Annotated in this window: 11 protein-coding genes; 1 reads left to right on the top strand and 10 read right to left on the bottom strand. The window is 72.5% G+C overall.

What is annotated here, in order from left to right:
* Positions 1-16: 16 nt before the first annotated feature.
* Entirely contained in the window at positions 17-754 is a 738-nt protein-coding gene (fabG, locus tag OG758_RS13575; RefSeq protein ID WP_326710229.1) for a 3-oxoacyl-ACP reductase FabG, read from the top strand.
* Here fabG and OG758_RS49050 read toward each other — a convergent pair.
* From OG758_RS49050 to OG758_RS13530, 10 genes are all read right to left on the bottom strand, one after another.
* Positions 747-1,223: a chloride channel protein gene (locus OG758_RS49050; RefSeq protein WP_442810425.1), complete on the bottom strand. Its 477-nt coding sequence runs from the start codon at positions 1,221-1,223 to the stop codon at positions 747-749. The genes fabG and OG758_RS49050 overlap by 8 nt on opposite strands.
* Positions 1,224-1,269: 46 nt before the next feature.
* Positions 1,270-3,159, bottom strand: a complete 1,890-nt coding sequence (locus OG758_RS13570) for an AMP-dependent synthetase/ligase (RefSeq protein WP_326710228.1) — start codon at positions 3,157-3,159, stop codon at positions 1,270-1,272.
* Positions 3,160-3,314: 155 nt separating this feature from the next.
* A complete protein-coding gene (locus tag OG758_RS13565; RefSeq protein WP_326710227.1) occupies positions 3,315-5,195 on the bottom strand; it encodes a hypothetical protein in 1,881 nt (626 codons plus the stop codon).
* Positions 5,196-5,206: 11 nt separating this feature from the next.
* Entirely contained in the window at positions 5,207-6,553 is a 1,347-nt protein-coding gene (gene eccD, locus OG758_RS13560; protein ID WP_326710226.1) for a type VII secretion integral membrane protein EccD, read from the bottom strand.
* A 16-nt stretch (positions 6,554-6,569) separates the two neighbouring features.
* The gene (locus OG758_RS13555; protein WP_326710225.1) at positions 6,570-7,355 is read right to left on the bottom strand and encodes a pentapeptide repeat-containing protein; all 786 of its coding nucleotides are present in this window, start codon (positions 7,353-7,355) and stop codon (positions 6,570-6,572) included.
* Between the two features lie 91 nt (positions 7,356-7,446).
* A complete protein-coding gene (locus OG758_RS13550; RefSeq protein ID WP_326710224.1) occupies positions 7,447-7,596 on the bottom strand; it encodes a hypothetical protein in 150 nt (49 codons plus the stop codon).
* Between the two features lie 223 nt (positions 7,597-7,819).
* Entirely contained in the window at positions 7,820-10,444 is a 2,625-nt protein-coding gene (locus OG758_RS13545) for a glycoside hydrolase family 31 protein (protein ID WP_326710223.1), read from the bottom strand.
* Between the two features lie 266 nt (positions 10,445-10,710).
* A complete protein-coding gene (locus tag OG758_RS13540) occupies positions 10,711-13,503 on the bottom strand; it encodes an NHLP bacteriocin export ABC transporter permease/ATPase subunit (RefSeq protein ID WP_326715900.1) in 2,793 nt (930 codons plus the stop codon).
* Positions 13,504-13,570: 67 nt separating this feature from the next.
* On the bottom strand, positions 13,571-15,826 hold the full coding sequence (locus tag OG758_RS13535; RefSeq protein ID WP_266558000.1) for an NHLP family bacteriocin export ABC transporter peptidase/permease/ATPase subunit: 2,256 nt from the start codon (positions 15,824-15,826) through the stop codon (positions 13,571-13,573).
* Complete coding sequence (locus OG758_RS13530) at positions 15,811-16,614, bottom strand: HlyD family efflux transporter periplasmic adaptor subunit (protein ID WP_326710222.1); 804 nt, start codon at positions 16,612-16,614, stop codon at positions 15,811-15,813. The genes OG758_RS13535 and OG758_RS13530 overlap by 16 nt, the downstream gene beginning before the upstream one ends.
* Between the last annotated feature and the right edge of the window lie 70 nt (positions 16,615-16,684).

The following is a 16,684-nucleotide window of genomic DNA, read 5'->3' as shown; positions in this document are numbered from 1 at the left end:
AAAGGAGATTCGACCCATGCTGCACGGCAGGAGCGCCCTGGTCACCGGGGCGGCCAAGGGGATCGGCCTCGCCATCGCCACGGCCTTCCACAAGAACGGCGCGCGCGTCGTCATCGCCGACATCGACGGCCCCGCAGCCGAGGCGAGCGCCCGCGCCCTCGACTCCACCGGCACCCAGGTGGCCGCCGTCACCTGCGACGTCACCGACGCCGACGCGGTGAAGGCCGCCGTACGCGGCTGCGTCGACCGGTTCGGTTCCCTCGATGTGATGGTCAACAACGCGGGCATCACCCGGGACGCCACCCTGCGCAAGATGTCCGAGGCCGACTTCGACGCGGTCGTCGACGTCCACCTCAAGGGGGCCTGGCTGGGCACCCGAGCGGCCGCCGAGGTCATGCGCGAGCAGGGGAGCGGCTCGATCGTCAACATCTCGTCGATCTCCGGCAAGGTCGGCATGGTCGGACAGACCAACTACAGCGCGGCGAAGGCCGGTCTCGTCGGCCTCACCAAGGCCGCCGCGAAGGAACTCGCCCACCGGGGCGTACGCGTCAACGCCGTCCAGCCAGGCCTGATCCGCACCGAGATGACGGAGTCCCTGCGCGAGGACATCTGGAACGCGAAGCTCGCCGAGGTGCCGATGCGGCGCGCCGGCGAACCCGAGGAGGTCGCGGGCACGGTCCTGTTCCTCGCCTCCGACCTGTCGTCGTACACGACGGGCTGTGTCCTGGAGGTGGCGGGAGGCCGCTTCATCTGACACGCCCTCGTCCGACGCGTCGCTCGCGGTGGGCGCCGTCAGTCCGTGGCGCTCTCCGGTGACACGGACCGGGCGAGCGGCTCGGGGGCGGGCGTGGGCTTCGGGGCCGGTGGCGTCGCTGGTGCCGATGGTTCGGCCCGGTCGGGCCCCCCCGCTCGGCGTCCTCGTCATGGCGGTGGAGATGGCCGGCGACGCGTCGCTCCTCGGCCCGGGGATCCTGGCGGTGCTGTGCGCGAGCGCGGCAATCGGCCGTACGACGCTGTACCGCAGCCAGCTGGAACACCGGACGGCCGAGCGCCCCACCGGGACCCGGCTGCGGGCTGTGCGGGGCCAGTCCCGACGGCTCCGCCAGGCGCCACACCGCCGCGCCCACACCGGCGCCGACGACCATGCACGGGCCGAAGATGCCCCCGGACCCGCCGGAACCGACCGTCAGGGACGTGCCCACGATCTTCGCGAACGGAAGCAGCAGGGTGGGGCAATCGAGCCGTGGTGGACGCGTGACACGGGCAAGGTCAGCGGCGACCGAACGGCTCCCGTGCGAAGGACGCCGCCGCGCGGGGTGTGTACAGCCGCTCCACGTCCTGCGCGTACGCGGCGAGGATCGCGCTCCTGCGCAGCTTCAGCGACGGTGTGAGCAGGCCCGCGTCCGGGGTGAACTCGCCCGGCAGGATACGGAATTCACGGATCGACTCCGCCCGTGAGACCCGGGTGTTCGCCCGCGAGACGGCACGCTGGATCTGGGCGCGCAGCTCCTCGTCGTCGGTCAGCGTGCCCGGCTCGGCGGGGGGCCGGCCCTTGAGGCGCTGCCAGTGGTGCAGGGCCTGCGGGTCGAGGGTGATGAGCGCGGCCACATACGGCCTGTTGTCGCCGACGACGACGCACTGCGAGATCAGCGGGTGCCCGCGCAGCTCCTCCTCCAGGACCAGCGGCGACATGCTCTTGCCGCCGCTGGTGATGATGACGTCCTTCTTGCGGCCGGTGATGACGAGATAGCCGTCGTCGAGATGCCCGAGGTCACCGGTCGCGAACCAGTCGCCCCGCAGGGCCGTCCCGGTCGCCTGAGGGTTGTTGAGATATCCGCTGAACACGACGTCACCGCGGACCCAGATCTCGCCGTCGCGCGCGATGTGCACGGAACACCCGGGAAGCGGCCGGCCCACCGTGCCGAAGCGGACCGCGCCGACCGGCTGTGCCGTCACCGCCGCCGTGGTCTCCGTCAGCCCGTAACCGTCGTAGACCGTGATGCCGGCGCCCGCGAAGAACAGACCCGTCTCGCGGGACAGCGGCGAACCGCCCGACACCGCGTGCCGCACCCGTCCGCCGAGGACCGCGCGCAGCTTCGCGTACACCAGCCGCTCGTACACCGCGTGCCGCAGCCTGAGCCGCGGCCCCGGCCCCTGGCCGCGGCCGAGCGACTGCCGCTGCGCCGCCTCCGCGTACCGCACCGCGACCTGCGCCGCCCTGCGGAACAGCGTGCCGTGGCCGGCCTCCTGCGCGGCCGCGCGGGACCTGGCGAGGACCGTCTCGAAGATGTACGGGACCCCGAACAGGAAGGTGGGCCGGAACGACGCGAGCGCGGGCAGGAGGCTCTCGGGGGAGAGGTCGGGCTGGTGCGCCACGTGCACGCCGCCCCGCACCGAACCGACGACGACCATCAGGCCGTAGCAGTGGGACAGCGGCAGGAAAGCGAGCAGCGACGGGGGTTCGCCGGGAGCCTCCAGGAGACTGCTCCAGCCGGCCAGCAGGTTGTCGCACTCGGACGCGAGGTTCGCGTGCGTGATGACACAGCCCTTCGGGCGGCCCGTCGTGCCGGAGGTGTAGCAGATGGCCGCCGGGTTCCCGGGGGCGACCGCCGCGCGCTGCCGGTGCACGTCCTCGTCGGCCACGCCCATCCCGTCGTCCTCGAGCGCCGCCACGCAGCCGCTGTCGAGCTGCCAGATCCGGGTGAGCGCCGTCTGAGAGCCGTACGCGGCGGCCACCGTCATCGCGTGGTTCTCGTTCTCCACGACGATCCCGGTCGCGCCGGTGTCCTGGAGGATCCACCGGACCTGCTCCACGGACGACGTGGGGTACACGGGGACGACCTCGGCGCCGACGGTCCACAGCGCGTACGCGAGGAGCGTCCACTCGTAGCGGGTGCGGGACATGAGGGCCACGCGGTCACCGAGCCGGATCCCGTTCGCGAGGAAACCGCGGGCGGCCGCGAGCACGTCGTCACGGAAAGCGGCCGCGGTGACGGGAACCCATGAGATGTCGCGGCGGGCGCCGCCGACCCGGCCGTTGTCACTCGGGCGTGAGAACTGGAGGTGCCTCGGGTCGCGCTCGGCGGTCGTGAACACGGAGTCGGCGAGGCCGCCCGAACGCAGCGGCTCGACGAGGCGCGGGACGGTGAACTCGTGCATGGGTCCCCTTCCGTGGCGGCGGACCAGGACTAAACCATTGGCAGCGCAAGCTACCCCGCCGGGCGGGCCGTGCCTAGGGCCACCCGTCTGGATCATGCCGGGCTCGCGGGCTTGCGGGGTACGGGCCGGGCGGTGTGCCGACTGCCGCGCCGCCGCTACCTCGTGGCGGCCGCCCGCTGCACCGCCTCGGCCGCCAGACCCGTGGCCGCTCGGCGCGTCGCCTCCGACAGGAGTTCCGACCTGATCGGTCCTCCCGCGGCCAGATGGCGGTCGTACGGCAGGTGCACGACCGCGACCCCCGTCTCACGCAGATGCGCCGTCGCCGCCTTCAGGTCGAGCGTCATGTCGGGCGCGCTCGACGTGAGCGCGACGACGGTGGCGGCCAGGGCTGCCTTCGGCAGCTGCGCCAGCCAGTCGAGCACCACGCGCGTGCCGCCCACACCCTCCACCGTCATCGGGGCGACCACCACGCGCGCGTGCGCCGTGTCCATCGCCGTACGGGCCACCTCGCCCGGCAGCGTCTCGCAGTCCACGACGGTCACCGCGAAGTAGCGCCGCAGCGCGAGCGACAGGGTCCTGTACGTGCGTACGTCCAGCGGAGCGCCGACGCGGCCCTGGCTCGCCGGGAGGAGCCAGCCGCCGTCGGTGACCGGCACGAGATAGCCGGTGACGTCGGTGAGCTGCATCGACGGTTTGAGGATCTGCGCGAGGTCCGGGCACGACCAGCGCACCGACTCGGCGCCGAGCCGCACCGGCAGCGTGCCGAGTGCGGCGTCCGCCTCCAGCGCGAGCACCGGGTCATGGCGGTAGTGGTTGAGAGTGCGGGCGAGGAGGGCCGACACGGTGGTCTTGCCCACGCCCCCGCGGATGGACGTCACGGCGACCACCCGGCCGTTGGCCACCGGCTGCTGCAACTCCCGCGCGAGACGCGTCTCTTCGGACACCTCCTGCGCGGCGGACGAGGCGAGCCTGCGCAGCGAGCGCCCGGTACGCCGCGCCACGGTGTCCCCGTGCTGAGCCCGCCCGAGCGCCCCCGCGAGCCGCGGGTCGACGGTGGGGACGGATTCGGGGGTGATGGCGGGGAGGCGGGAGTTCCGCGAGCGGGAGCGGGGGGCGACTGCGGGCGTGTGCGGCTGGAGGGTCGGCGCGGGCGCGGGCGCGTAGGGGGCGGGGAGCCCTGAGGGGGCCGGAGCGGGCGGCAGCGGTGAGGCCGGGGTGTACGGGGGTGGGGTGGGCACCGGAGTGTGGGTGGGGGCGTTGGGGGTGGGCGTGGCGTCCGTGATGTCGGCTCGGGGTGTGGGGGTGGGTGCACCGGGGGCCGGGGTGGGGGTGGCTGCCACCGGGACGGGCGGCGCGGCGTCCGTGATCTCGGCCGGAGGTACGGGTGTTGGTGTGGCCTTCGTCTGGATCTCGATGGACACGTCCGGTATCGCGGAGGAGCCCGTGCTGATGGGTCGGGGCTCTGGCTCCGGGGGCTCTGCGGCCGCCGTTGCGTCGCCGGGGGCGTCGGCTGACGCCTCCTGGACCGGCGCCGCGTCCGTGACGTGGGCCTTGAGCAGAGACGTCGGCGCGCCCGGCGCCGGGGCATGCGCGGGTGCGGGCACCGCAAGGGTGGCGTTCGCGTCGGTCGGTGGCGTCGGTCGGTCCGCTCGGCCTGCCGCCAGGCGCGCCGCCAGTGACGCCGGCCGGCGCGGGGCCGGGGTGGACGTCTGGCCCGGCGCCGGGGTGAGCGTCTGGGGAGTGGGCTCATCCGTAGCGTCGACGTCCGGGTCGAGCGGCGGTGAGGGCGACGGGCCGGGGCCCGCGTCCGGTGACGGGGCCGTGTTGGGCCGTCGGCGCGGAAGCCGGGCGCGCCCGGGTGCGGGCGGTGGCGCCACTGAGGTCTCCGACTCGCCACCCGCCCCGGAGTCCTGCCCCGCCGGGCCGGAACCGGGCGCCTCAGATGCCGTCATCCCGACGCCCTCCCCGCCCAGTTGTGCCTGGGTCTGCCTGAGCAGGTCCCGCAGTACGTTGTTCTGCCAGTCGTTCTGCGTCATTCCCCGAGCCCTTACGCGAAGGTGCCGAGCAGACGCCCGTACACACCGAACACGCCGATCACCAACGGGAGCAGCGCGATCACACCGACCGATTCGAGTACGTCGCCGGCCCGGCGCAGCCGGACCCGCACACGTTCCGCGGGCCGCACGGCGAGCACCCCGAGCGACACCAGCGCGAGCACGACCAGCGCGGCCGGCGGCCCCGCCGCGCCCGAGCCGTCGTCGAGCCACACCCACGCGAGCCCTACGGCCACCACCGCTCCGGCGGCGAGCAGCACGACCACTTCCCCGGTCAGGGGGAAGGCCCGCGCGCGCATCGCCAGTACGAGCGCGACGGCGACCGCGAGCAGCACCGTCCACGCCGTGGGCGCACGCAGCGCGCACACCGCGGCGACGGCCGCCGAGACCGCGAGGGCGCCGGAGGCGAGCGCGAGTTCACGATGGGCGGCGGCCAGCGCCGTGGACACCCGGTAGCGGCTGACCGAGGCCCCGCCGGACCGGCGGTCGTCGAGACCCGACAGGCCCGACGCCTTGAGCGCGAGACGCGGGAGCAGTCCCAGGGCGACCACGGACGCGACCGCGACGAGCGCACCCGCGCGAGCCGCCTCCTGCGCCGTGCCGCCACCTGACTGCAGTGCGAGAGCGGCCTCCCAGCACACCCCGCACCCGGCGACGGCCGCCGCGCCCACCACGCCGCTCCGGCCCACCGGCGAGAACAGCCCGAGCAACAGCAGCGCCCCGGCCACCACCCCGCCCGCGCACGCCAGGCGCGCCGCACCCGGCCAGTCGTGCGCGTCGGCGAGCGTCCAGGCGCCGAGCACACCGACCGCACCGGCAGTCGTGATCAGCGTCGTCGCGAGACCCTTGTCCCCGGCCCGCCCGAGGAGCGCCCCGGCGAGCGCCGCGAGGGCGGCAGCCGCGAGCAACGTGCCGCCGACGGCGGACAGCGCCTCCGCCTGGCCCTGGCGTGCGAGGAGCCCGGCGAGCACAGCCCAGACGACGGTGGCCGCACCGGCCACCACCCTGCGCGCGGCGGGCCGCCAGCACCAGGTGCGCAGGTCGATGTCGGCGTGAGCCGCAGGTACGGACGCCGAGTCCTCGACGGGTACGAGGCGCAGCACCGCACCGTCGGACACGCCCGCGGACTCCAGCGTGCTGTCGGCTTCGAGCGCCGACCCGTCGGCGGCGATGAGGCGGTGGTGCGAGGTGTGCGGGGAGCCGTCGTCGAGGAGCCGCAGTACTTCCGGCAGGAGCATGCCGAGCGGTTCCCGGGACGGCAGGACGAGTTCGACGCGTCCGCGCGCACCCACCAAGGTGACTCGGCTCAGCGCCGTACGGCTCAGGGGCCCCGTCGACATCACGCGGTCGAACCTATCATCGGGCCGAAGACGTGCTGGTCGGCGTGGTGGACGGGGCTCCGGCGGGAGGAAACGGCCGGTTGCGTACGTTCCCTGCGGCTCTGTCGGTGCGTGAGTCCGTGCGTGAGTCCGTGCGTGAGTCCGTGCGTGAGTCGGTGCGGGGTGCGGTGCGGGAATTGAGGACCTGGACGGCCGCACCGCGGTTGTTCAGCCACTCTTCGAGTGCGGGGCCCGCCAGTTCGCGCGGCGGACCGTCGTCTTCGAGGCGTGCGGGACCGAAGACGCTGCCGGTGAGGCCCTCGACGCGCGTGCGGTCGTCGAGGACCGCCTTGAGGGACGTCTCGCGCACCGAGGCGCCGGTGAGGTCGGCGCCCTCCAGACGCGCGTCGAGGAACGAGGCCCCGTTGAGCCGCGCGCCGCGGAAGGAGGCCGCCCGCGCGTCGACTCCGTAGAGCTCCGCGCTGCCGAGATTCGCCTCCACGAGGACCGCGCCCCTCAGGTCGGCCTCGTCGAGGATCGCCTTCGTAAGGCAGGCGCGGGAGAGATCGGCACCTTCCAGGACCGCCCCTTCCATGTGCGCGCGATACAAGTCCGTGCCGACGAGCTGGGCGCCGCGCAACACGGTCCCTGTGAGCAGCCCCACGGCCAGGTCGAGGCCGGACAGGTCGGCGTGGGACAGGTCGAGTTCCGCCGCATCGAGCAGTGAATCGCCCTGCTGCGCCCACGACCTGAGAACGGCGGCCGCCTCGGGGTCGGCGGGCGCAACGCGGACACGACGCCGCGAATCGGCTGTAGCGGACACCCTCACCCCTTCCTCCGTGCGCTCGCGCGGACACACTGGCGGACATCGTACGAGCAGCCCGAGTCGCACGAGCAAACCCGCTGGTGCGGGGTCAGCGGCCGGAGGCCGGCGCGTGCTCCTGGCCGGAGGGAGCGAGCGCTCCTGCAGCGAGGGTGTTCGCCGTGGGCTCGTCGTCGAGTTGGCGGTCGCGGCCTGTGCCGGCGACGCCCATCGGTACGCACGGCGCCGCGAGCAGCAGCATCGGTGCCGTCCAGCCGCCGGTGGGTCGCTGACGCCATCGCCCGCCGCGACCCGGAGGCGGCGTCGCGTGCGGCATGGCAGCACGCGCGCGCGGTGCAGGAGGCCTTGGCGCACATCGCGGCGAACAGTCGCAGCACCGGCGGGAGTTGACACGGTATACGGGGCAATGGCCGAGGGCGGGCCCGCACCGGCGGACCCGCCCCCACTTCACTCCGTACCGCGGATCAGCGCCGCAGCGTCACCGTGAAGTCGCGGTCGAGGGACTGGCGCGCGGTCTTCACGGTCGTCACCCCCGTGTCCGCGTCGTAGTACCAACCGGACCCGGCCGCGGCGAGCGCGTCCGCCGAGGCGACGCGGGGCAGCGTGCGCCCCTCCACCGACACCCGGTGCGGCGCGCCTTCGCCGTGGACCGTGAAACGGTAGGCGCGGGCGTCGGGCTCGTTCTTGTAACTGCCCCTGCTCGCACCGACGTTGACCTCGGTCGCGTGCTTGCCCTGGTCGACGGTGACGCGCTGCGTCGCCGACGCGCCCTTGGCGAAGTCGCGGGTCACCCCGTCGTCCTCGTACAGCGTGTAGGAGGAGCGGCCCTGCGGGTACACGTCCCAGTCCAGCTCGTGGACGTCACGGGACTTGTACGACGTCGTCCCCTTCGGCCACATCGGCACGATCGCACCGGACTTGACGAAGAGGGGGAGCGTGTCGAGGGGCGCGTGATAGCCGTCGACCGTCGTCGGACCGTGGTACGTCTTGCCCGTCCAGTAGTCCGTCCACGTGCCCTTGGGCAGGTAGATGCCGTCGCGGGTGTCCGAGTCCTTGTAGACCGGGGCGACCAGGAAGTCGTCGCCCGCCAGGTACTCGTACTTGGCGTTCGCGCCCAGCGTCTGCGGGTCGTCCGGGTACTCCAGGTACAGCGGGCGCACGCCGCCGACACCGGTCTTCGCCGCCTCGGCGGACAGGGTGTACAGGTACGGCAGCAGGCGTTCGCGCAGCTGGAGGTACTTGCGGTTGATGGACGTGTAGGGCTCGCCGTCCACCCACGGCTGCTGGTTGATCTTCTGGCCGGTGGTCATGTCCCTGGCCCAGCCGTCCATCGTCATGATGGCCGGCAGGAACGTCTTGGCCTGGAGGTCACGCGCGTACATCTTGGCGTCGTGGCTGTAAATGCTGCCCACGTCACCGGTGTTGTACGCGATGCCCGACATCGTGGCGCCCGCGTACGTCGGGATCTGCCAGCGCACGAAGTCCCACGACAGCTTCTGGTCACCGCTCCACAGCACGCCGCAGCGCTGCGCGCCCGCCCATGAGACGGGCATCCAGACGAAGCCGCGCGCGTCGCTGTTGTCCTCGATGCCGGCCTTCGCCTTGTCGCAGGCGTCGAGGGACATGCCGTAGCCGTTGCCGACCCAGGCGACGTCGAGCTTCGCGACGCGCTGTCCGGCCTTCACTTGGTCGGCGAGCTTGTCGATGCCGTCCTGGGTCCACAGACCCATCTCGGCGCCCCGGTCCTGGAGTCCCTTCGAGGTCTCGGCGAGGTTCTCGTAGCCGCAGCCGTAGCCGTCGTTGACCAACATCCAGCCGAGCGGCAGCTGGTTGTCGACGTACCCGTCGGCGACCTTGAGGGCGTCGAGGGTGTGGCGCTCGCCCTGGTTGGCGTTGTGGAGATAGCAGTCGGCGTCGCCGGGTTCGAGGCCGTACACCGGCGGCATGAACGGCTTGCCGACCAGCGACGTGTAGCCGCCGATCACCTTCTTCGCGTCCCCGAGGAAGTAGTACGCGTCGAGGCGGCGCTCCTGCTGGCCCGCGTGGACCGAGGGGCCGAAGTCGTAGACGCCCGGGGCGAAGGTGTTGCGGTAGACGCCGTAGCCCGCCGAAGAGAGGTAGAACGGCTGCGAGTTGTTGTAACCGCCCTCGTTCCAGTTGGTGTTGTTCGCGACGTAGACCGTCTTGTCGCGGTGCGAGAACGAGCCGTTCTGCTCGCCGCCGCCGAAGAACTGCTCGTCCTTGCCGCGCTCCAGGCTCTGCCGCATGCCGCCGGTGGACCAGCGCAGGGGCTTGTCCTCCTGCCAGATCCGCGTCCTGTTGTCGGCCTTGTAGAGGCCGAAGCGCAGCGGCTTCTTGTAGACGCGCAGGACGGCTCCGGCGGAGCGGATGCCGTAGTACGCGCCCGCGTCGAAGGATGACGTGTGCTTGTCGAGGGCGGGCTGCTTGCGCACGATCTGCGAACCGGCCGGGTCGCTGAACGTGCCGGACGGGTCCGCCTGGAGCCGCAGTTGACCGCCCGTCAGGAAGTCGGCCCGCGCCTTGAGGGCGCCGGCCCCGATGGTGTAGCTGCCGTCCTTGCCCGTGAAGGAGGTCAGGTCGCCCGCGTCGGTCGTCTCGGGCAGATACGCCTTGCCGACGAAGGAGTTGTCGTGCACGTCGTAGGGGACGACCACGACGTGGTACGTGCCGTCGGCCTTCGGGATCACCGTGGCCTCGGGGTCGGCGGTGCCCGCGCTGGCGGCCACCTGCTTGCCCGCGTCGTCGAACACGTACATGTCGAAGTCGTCGGTGGGCTGCTTCGCCCACTCGATCGAGACGGGCACGCCGCCCTCGGGGTTGTCGTCCCAGTAGCCGTCAGGGACCGACACCTTGAGGTCGAAGCGGTCGCACACCTTGTTGTCGGGGTCGTCGGCGGCGGCCGGGCACTTGCCGGGATCGCCCACGGTCCCCGCGGCGTACACCGGGCTCTGCCAGGTCACGCTCTTGTGGCCGTCGTCCAGGACGCCGCTGCCGGGGGTCGCCGCCTTCGCCTGCTGGGCGGGGGCCCCGAGGAGGGCCGCGCCGAGGAGTGCGGCCGTGCCGATCACCGCCAGGGTGCCCCCGCGAGGCGGTCGTTGCCGTCTCAGCCGCCGTTGCCGCAGTCTTCGCAATCCGTGCAAGGTGCATCTCCGCTCAACCCGAGTGACCCGTGGAGCCCGGCCGGTCGATGTTTACCAGTGCTTGAACTATCGCTGTTTCGAGCAACTTCGAGCACGAAGGTTCACAGGGTTCGGAGGTTCTGTCAATGTCCTTGAGCCAGCCGCGTCCTTGCGGCGGGCTGCGGCCCTTGCGCGAGCCGCGTTCCCCGCGCGGACTACGCCATCTGACGACGTACCAGCTCGTGCAGCCGCCCGTTCGTGTCCGCGAGCAGCTGGGCCGGCGGTCCCTGCTGGACGACGCGGCCGTCCGCCATGACGATCACCCGGTCCGCGTCCATCACCGTGGACAGGCGGTGCGCGATGACGACGCGCGTGGCGTTCAGGGCGCGGGTGCTGTCGATGACGGTGCGCTGGGTCTCGTTGTCGAGCGCGCTCGTGGCCTCGTCGAAGAACAGGATGCGCGGCCGACGGATCAGCGCCTGCGCGATCATCAGGCGCTGGCGCTGGCCGCCGGAGATGGCGCCGCCGCCGGCGATCATCGTGTGCAGGCCCATCGGCATCCGCTTGATGTCCTCGGCGAGCCCCGCCATCGCCGCCGCCTCCCACGCCTCCTCCTGCGTGAACACCTCGGCGCCGCAGATGCAGTCCAGGATCGAACCGGTCAGCGGCTGCGCGTTCTGGAGCACGACGCCGCACTGCCGGCGCACGGCTGCCTGGTCCAGCGCGCCGAGGTCCTGACCGTCGTACAGGACACCGCCGGAGACCGGCTTGTCGAAGCCGATGAGGAGGCGCAGGAGTGTGGACTTGCCGCAGCCGCTCGGCCCGACGACCGCGACGAACTCGCCCGGCCTGATGGACAGGTTCACGTCGTCGAGGACGAGCGGCCCGTCGTCCGTGTACCGGAAGGACACGCCGCGCGCCTCGATCTCGCCGGTCAGCTCACCCGGCTGGGTGCTGGCGGCCCGCACCTCGGGGGCCTCGTCGAGGACGGGCTTGATCTGCTCGAACATCGGCAGGACCGCCGCCGCGGAGATCAGGGCGCCCGTGAGCTGCGTGACCGACGACAGCAGCATCGTCACCGCGGTGCTGAACGTGAGGAAGTCGCCTGCGGAGAGGGTGCCCCGCGCGGGGCCCGCGAGCAGCATGAACATCACGAGCGAACACAGCGGCAGATAGACCGCGTTGAGGACCGTCGTCAGGTTCTTGATGCGGCCCGCGCGCCGCTGGAGCTCGCGGCTGCGCGCGAACTCCCCGGCCCACGAGGCGTACGCGAAGCTCTCCGCCCCCGCGACCCGCAGCTTCGGCAGGCCGCGCAGCGTCTGGAACGCCTGGTTGTTGAGCTTGTTGCCGAGGACGACGAGACGGCGCTGCCAGCGCAGCTCCCACAGCCCGAGCGTGAGGAACACGCCCGCGATCACCGCGAGCATGGCGAGCGCGGTCAGTGCCAGGGGGACGCTGTAGAGGAGGAGCAGGACGAGGTTCATCGCGCCGACCGTGCCGGACTGCACCACCACCGGGCCCACGCCGGACATGAGGCGGCGGATCGAGCTGATGCCCATGGCGGCGCTCGCCAGCTCGCCCGTGGAACGCGACGCGAAGAACCGAGTCGGCAGCCGCAGCAGGCGGTCCCACACGGCGGGTTGGAGCGCGCTCTCGATCCGGCCCTCCATGCGCAGGATCGTGAGGTTCTGCAGCAGCATGAACGCGGCCGACACGATGCTCGTCACCATGACCGCGAGGGAGACCTGCACGATGAGGTCCGTCTGGGCGTTCGGCACGTACACGCCGAGGACCCGCCCGGTGGCGACCGGCACCAGGGCCCCGATCGCGACGGTCACGAGCCCGGCGAGCAGCAGGTTGCGCACGTCGGCCCGGGTGCCGCGCGCGCTGAACCGCAGCAGCCGCAGCGGGCTCAGCGCCCGGTCGGGCAGCGGCCGGTACAGCATGACGGCCCGCGTCTCGAACTCCTCCGCGTTGTCCTCGTCCACCCGGGTCCGTCGCCCGCTCGACGGATGCACGGCCTCGTACCCGCCGCGCCGCCACAGCAGTGCGACCGGGGCGCCGGACGCCGCGCGGTGACCCACCAGGGGGCCCGCGTTCTCGCGCCACCAGCGCCCGTCGAGGCGGACCGCGCGGGTGCGGATCCGTGAGGCGACGGCGACCTGCTCGACCGGGTCGACGCGGTCGCTGACGGCGCCGCTCCGCTCGGGCGCCGTGAGCGTGATCCCGGCAGCGCCCGCGACCAGCTTGCACGCGGCGTACGTCGCGTCGTCGCCGTTCCCCGAGGAGGAGCCGCGCCGCGAACCCCCCTTGCCCTGGCGGCCGATGGACGCGAGCAGCGTCCGGTCGGCCTCCTCGCGGACGGTCTCACCCGCCTTGATCCCGGCCGCGGTCCGGGTCTCGTGCGCGCTCTCCAGGCGTTCGATCCACCGGTCGAGCGCCGACAGGAGACGGAACTGCTGGTTGACCATGCGCTGCCACATCGAGCCGTCGACGAGCAGCTCGCCCACGGTGTCCGCGCTGTACGACGCCCCGTACTGCACGCTGCCCGGCAGGATCGGCAGCCACAGGATGTCGTCGTCGCCCACGGAGTCGTCGCCGGCCGTCCGGCCGTCGAGCGGCGCCTCGAACAGGACGCGCTGGCTGCGCCCCACACCCAGGGCGAAGGCGTGCTCGAGGAGGCTGAGGGCCGCGTCCTGGGTGTCGTACTGGCTGAGGTACTGCTGGTCGTACGACCACGAGGCGTCGCCGTAGTCGGGGCGCTGGAGTTCGCGCAGGCCGATACGGCGCAGCAGACAGCCCTGCAACGGGCGGCCCACCAACGTGTGCTGGGGTCCCTCGACCGGACCGAGCAGCAGGGTGCCCGCCTCCAGGCGGCCCAGGAAGTGCCAGTGACCCTGGGCGGCCGCGTCGACCGCGAACAGGTCGAGCGCGCCCTGGACGACCAGCCACAGGACCTGCGGTCCTTCGAGGTTCAGGCTGCGCATGCCGGCGCAGTCCACCGGCATGCCCAGGGAGCCGAACGAGGCGGTGACCTGGTCGCCGGCCGCGTACTCCTGATCTGCGTACGTCACGTCAGTGCTCCTTGACCAGCTCGGCGTACGGCCCGCCGGCGGCGACGAGCGCCTCGTGCCGGCCCCGCTCCACGATCTGGCCGTGGTCGAGGACGACGATCTCGTCGCTGTCGCGCACGGTGCTGAGGCGGTGCGCGATCACGACGCAGGCGCAGCCGCGGCGCCGCAGGTTGTCGATGATGAGCTGTTCCGTCTCGGCGTCGAGCGCGCTGGTCACCTCGTCGAGCACGAGGATGCTCGGCCGGCGCACCAGGGCCCGCGCGATCTCCAGGCGCTGGCGCTGGCCGCCGGAGAAGTTCCGCCCGTCCTGCTCGACCCGGCCCTGGATGCCGCCGGGCCTGCGCGCGATGACGTCGTACAGCGCCGCGTCCTTGAGGGCGTCGACGACGGCCTCGTCCGGGATCGACGGATCCCACAGGGCGACGTTGTCACGGACCGTGCCCTCGAAGAGGAAAACGTCCTGGTCGACGAAAGACACCGACGCCGACAGGGCGCCCCGCGGGATGTCCTCCAGGCGCTGTCCGTCGATCCGGATCGTGCCCTCCCACGGGCTGTAGAGCCCGGAGATCAGCCGGGACACCGTCGACTTGCCGCTGCCCGAGCCGCCGACGAGCGCCACCTGCTGACCGGGGCCGACCGCCAGCGAGAAGCCCGTGAGGAGCGGCTTGTCCAGTGGGCTGTAGCCGAAGGTGATGTCGTCGAGCGTGACGTGTCCTTTGAGGCGGCGCGTGCTCGCCGCCGCGTCGGGCCGCGTGTACAGGGCGTCCGCCGGGAAGCTCTCCACGTCCTTGAGGCGCGCCACATCGGCGGCGAAGTCCTGGATGCGTCCCGCGACACCGTTGAGACGGGTGATCGGCGCGGTGAACCGCGTGACGAGCGCCTGGAACGCCACGAGCAGACCCACCGACAGATGCCCCTCGACCGCGCGCAGGCCGCCGATCCACAGGATCAGGGCACTGTTGAGCGTCGCCAGGGTCGGCGCCACCATGCCGAGCCACGCGCTCGGCACCCCGAGCCGCTGCTGCTCCTCCAGCGTGGTCGCGTGCTGCCCGGCCCAGCGCCGGAAGTACCCGTTCTCGCCGCCGGTCGCCTTCATCGTCTCGATGAGCTGAAGGCCGGTGTACGAGGTGTTGGTGAGCCGCGCCGTGTCCGCGCGCAGCTTCTGCGTACGGGTGGCCCGCAGCCGGATCACGATCCGCATCGCGACGACGTTCCCGAGCGCGATGCCCACCCCGACGAGCGTGAGCTGCGGGTCGTACGTCCACAGCAGCGCCGCGTACAGGAGGACCACGACGCCGTCGACGCCCGCCGCGGTCAGGTCACGCGCGAGCGTTTCGGAGACCGCGTCGTTCGACTGGAGGCGTTGCACCAGATCGGCCGGACTGCGCTGTGCGAAGAACGTCACGGGCAGCCGCAGCAGATGGCCGAAGAACCGGGCGCTGCTCAGCGTCGACGCGATGACGCGCCCGCGCAGCAGGTTGGCCTGCTGGAGCCAGGTGAGCACGGCCGTGAGCGCCACCATCGCGCCCATCGACGCGAACAGCGCGCCGAGGAGCGAGGTCTGGTCACCGATGAGGAACATGTCGATGTACGTGCGGCTCAGCGCGGGCAGCGCCGCGCCGACGGCCACGAGCAGGAGGCTGGCGAGCAGCGCCGCGAGCATCGTGCCCGTCGTGCCGCGAAGGCGCGCGGGCAGCGCCCGCAGGACGCCGGGCCTGCGCCCGCCCGGGCGGAAGTCGTCGCCGGGTTCGAGGACGAGGACGACACCCGTGAAGCTGGTGTCGAAGTCCTCGGAGGGCACGAACCTGCGGCCCTTGTCGGGGTCGTTGATGTGCACGCCGCGCCGCCCGAGGCGCCGGCCCATGCCGTCGTAGACGACGTAGTGGTTGAACTCCCAGAAGAGGATGGCGGGCGCCTCGACCTCCGCGAGCGCGGCCGGCTCCATCTGCATGCCGCGTGCGGTCATCCCGTAACTGCGGGCCGCCTTCAGGAGGTTGCTGGCCCGCGAGCCGTCGCGCGAGACGCCGCACGCGATGCGCAGCTCCTCCAGCGGGACGTGGCGGCCGTGGTGCGCAAGGACCATCGCGAGGGAAGCGGCGCCGCACTCGACGGCCTCCATCTGGAGGACGGTGGGCGTGCGGACGGTGCGGTGGCGGCGGCGCGGCGGCTTCGGCGCGGGGCGCGCGCGGCGACGGCCGTGTCCGGCCGGGGGCAGCTGCTGCTGGACTGCGGGGGAGGGGCTCACGGGAGCAGCCAATCGATCGGGCGCTGCTCGGCCAGGTGCACGGCGCCGGAGGCGGGGGTCATCGAGTCGAGCGCGTACGGGGGTCCGCCCTTGGACGACCAGGCGTAGCCCGACTTGGTGGAGGGTGACGCGACGAGCTTCACGAGGACCGCGACCGTCGGGCCGTCCTTCGTGAACTGCGTGGCCAGTTCCTTGTCGCCGAGGAACGCCTCGACCCGCTGACTGCTCTGAGCGCCGCGCCCGACCGCCTGCACGCGGCCGTGCAGCGTGCCGTACTGCTGGGACGGTGCCGACTGGACGGTGAGGTCCACGTCCGCTCCGACGGGCACGGTGCCCGCGCGGTCCGCGGGGACGTACAGCATCGCGAGGAGGGGGTCCTTGGTGCCGGTCTTCTCGACGGTCGCCACGTCGGAACCAGTGGTGACGACCGCGCCGATCCGGGCGACGAGTGTGGTGACGCGGCCCGCGTCGACGGTCCGCACATAGCGGTCGCCCTGCGGTGTGCTGACCTTGAGGAGCGGGGAGTTCGCGGCGAGGTGCTGTCCCTCCTTGGCGAGCACGCCCGTGACCTGACCGGTGACGGGGCTCTGGAGGACGTAGCTGCCCTGCGCGTGGGTGAGGACGCCGGGGACCCGCAGCGTCGAGGAGAGCGATCCGGTCACCGCCCACACGGACGCGGCCGCCATCACGACGAGGGTCACGGCCAGCGCGAGTACGCCCTGGGGCCTGGCGAGCCGCACGGGAAGGTCGAGTTCCTCGGGCGACTGCAGTTTGGACAGGGCCTGTTGGCGGAACTGCACGACGTACTTCCCTTATGTGTCTTCCGGTCCGGCGAGGTGCCGGGAGTGCCCAAGGGCCCCGGAACCGGGG

This window comes from Streptomyces sp. NBC_01474 (assembly GCF_035918215.1).
Lineage (GTDB): Bacteria > Actinomycetota > Actinomycetes > Streptomycetales > Streptomycetaceae > Streptomyces > Streptomyces aureus.
This window is presented reverse-complemented; position numbering and strand designations above follow the sequence as displayed.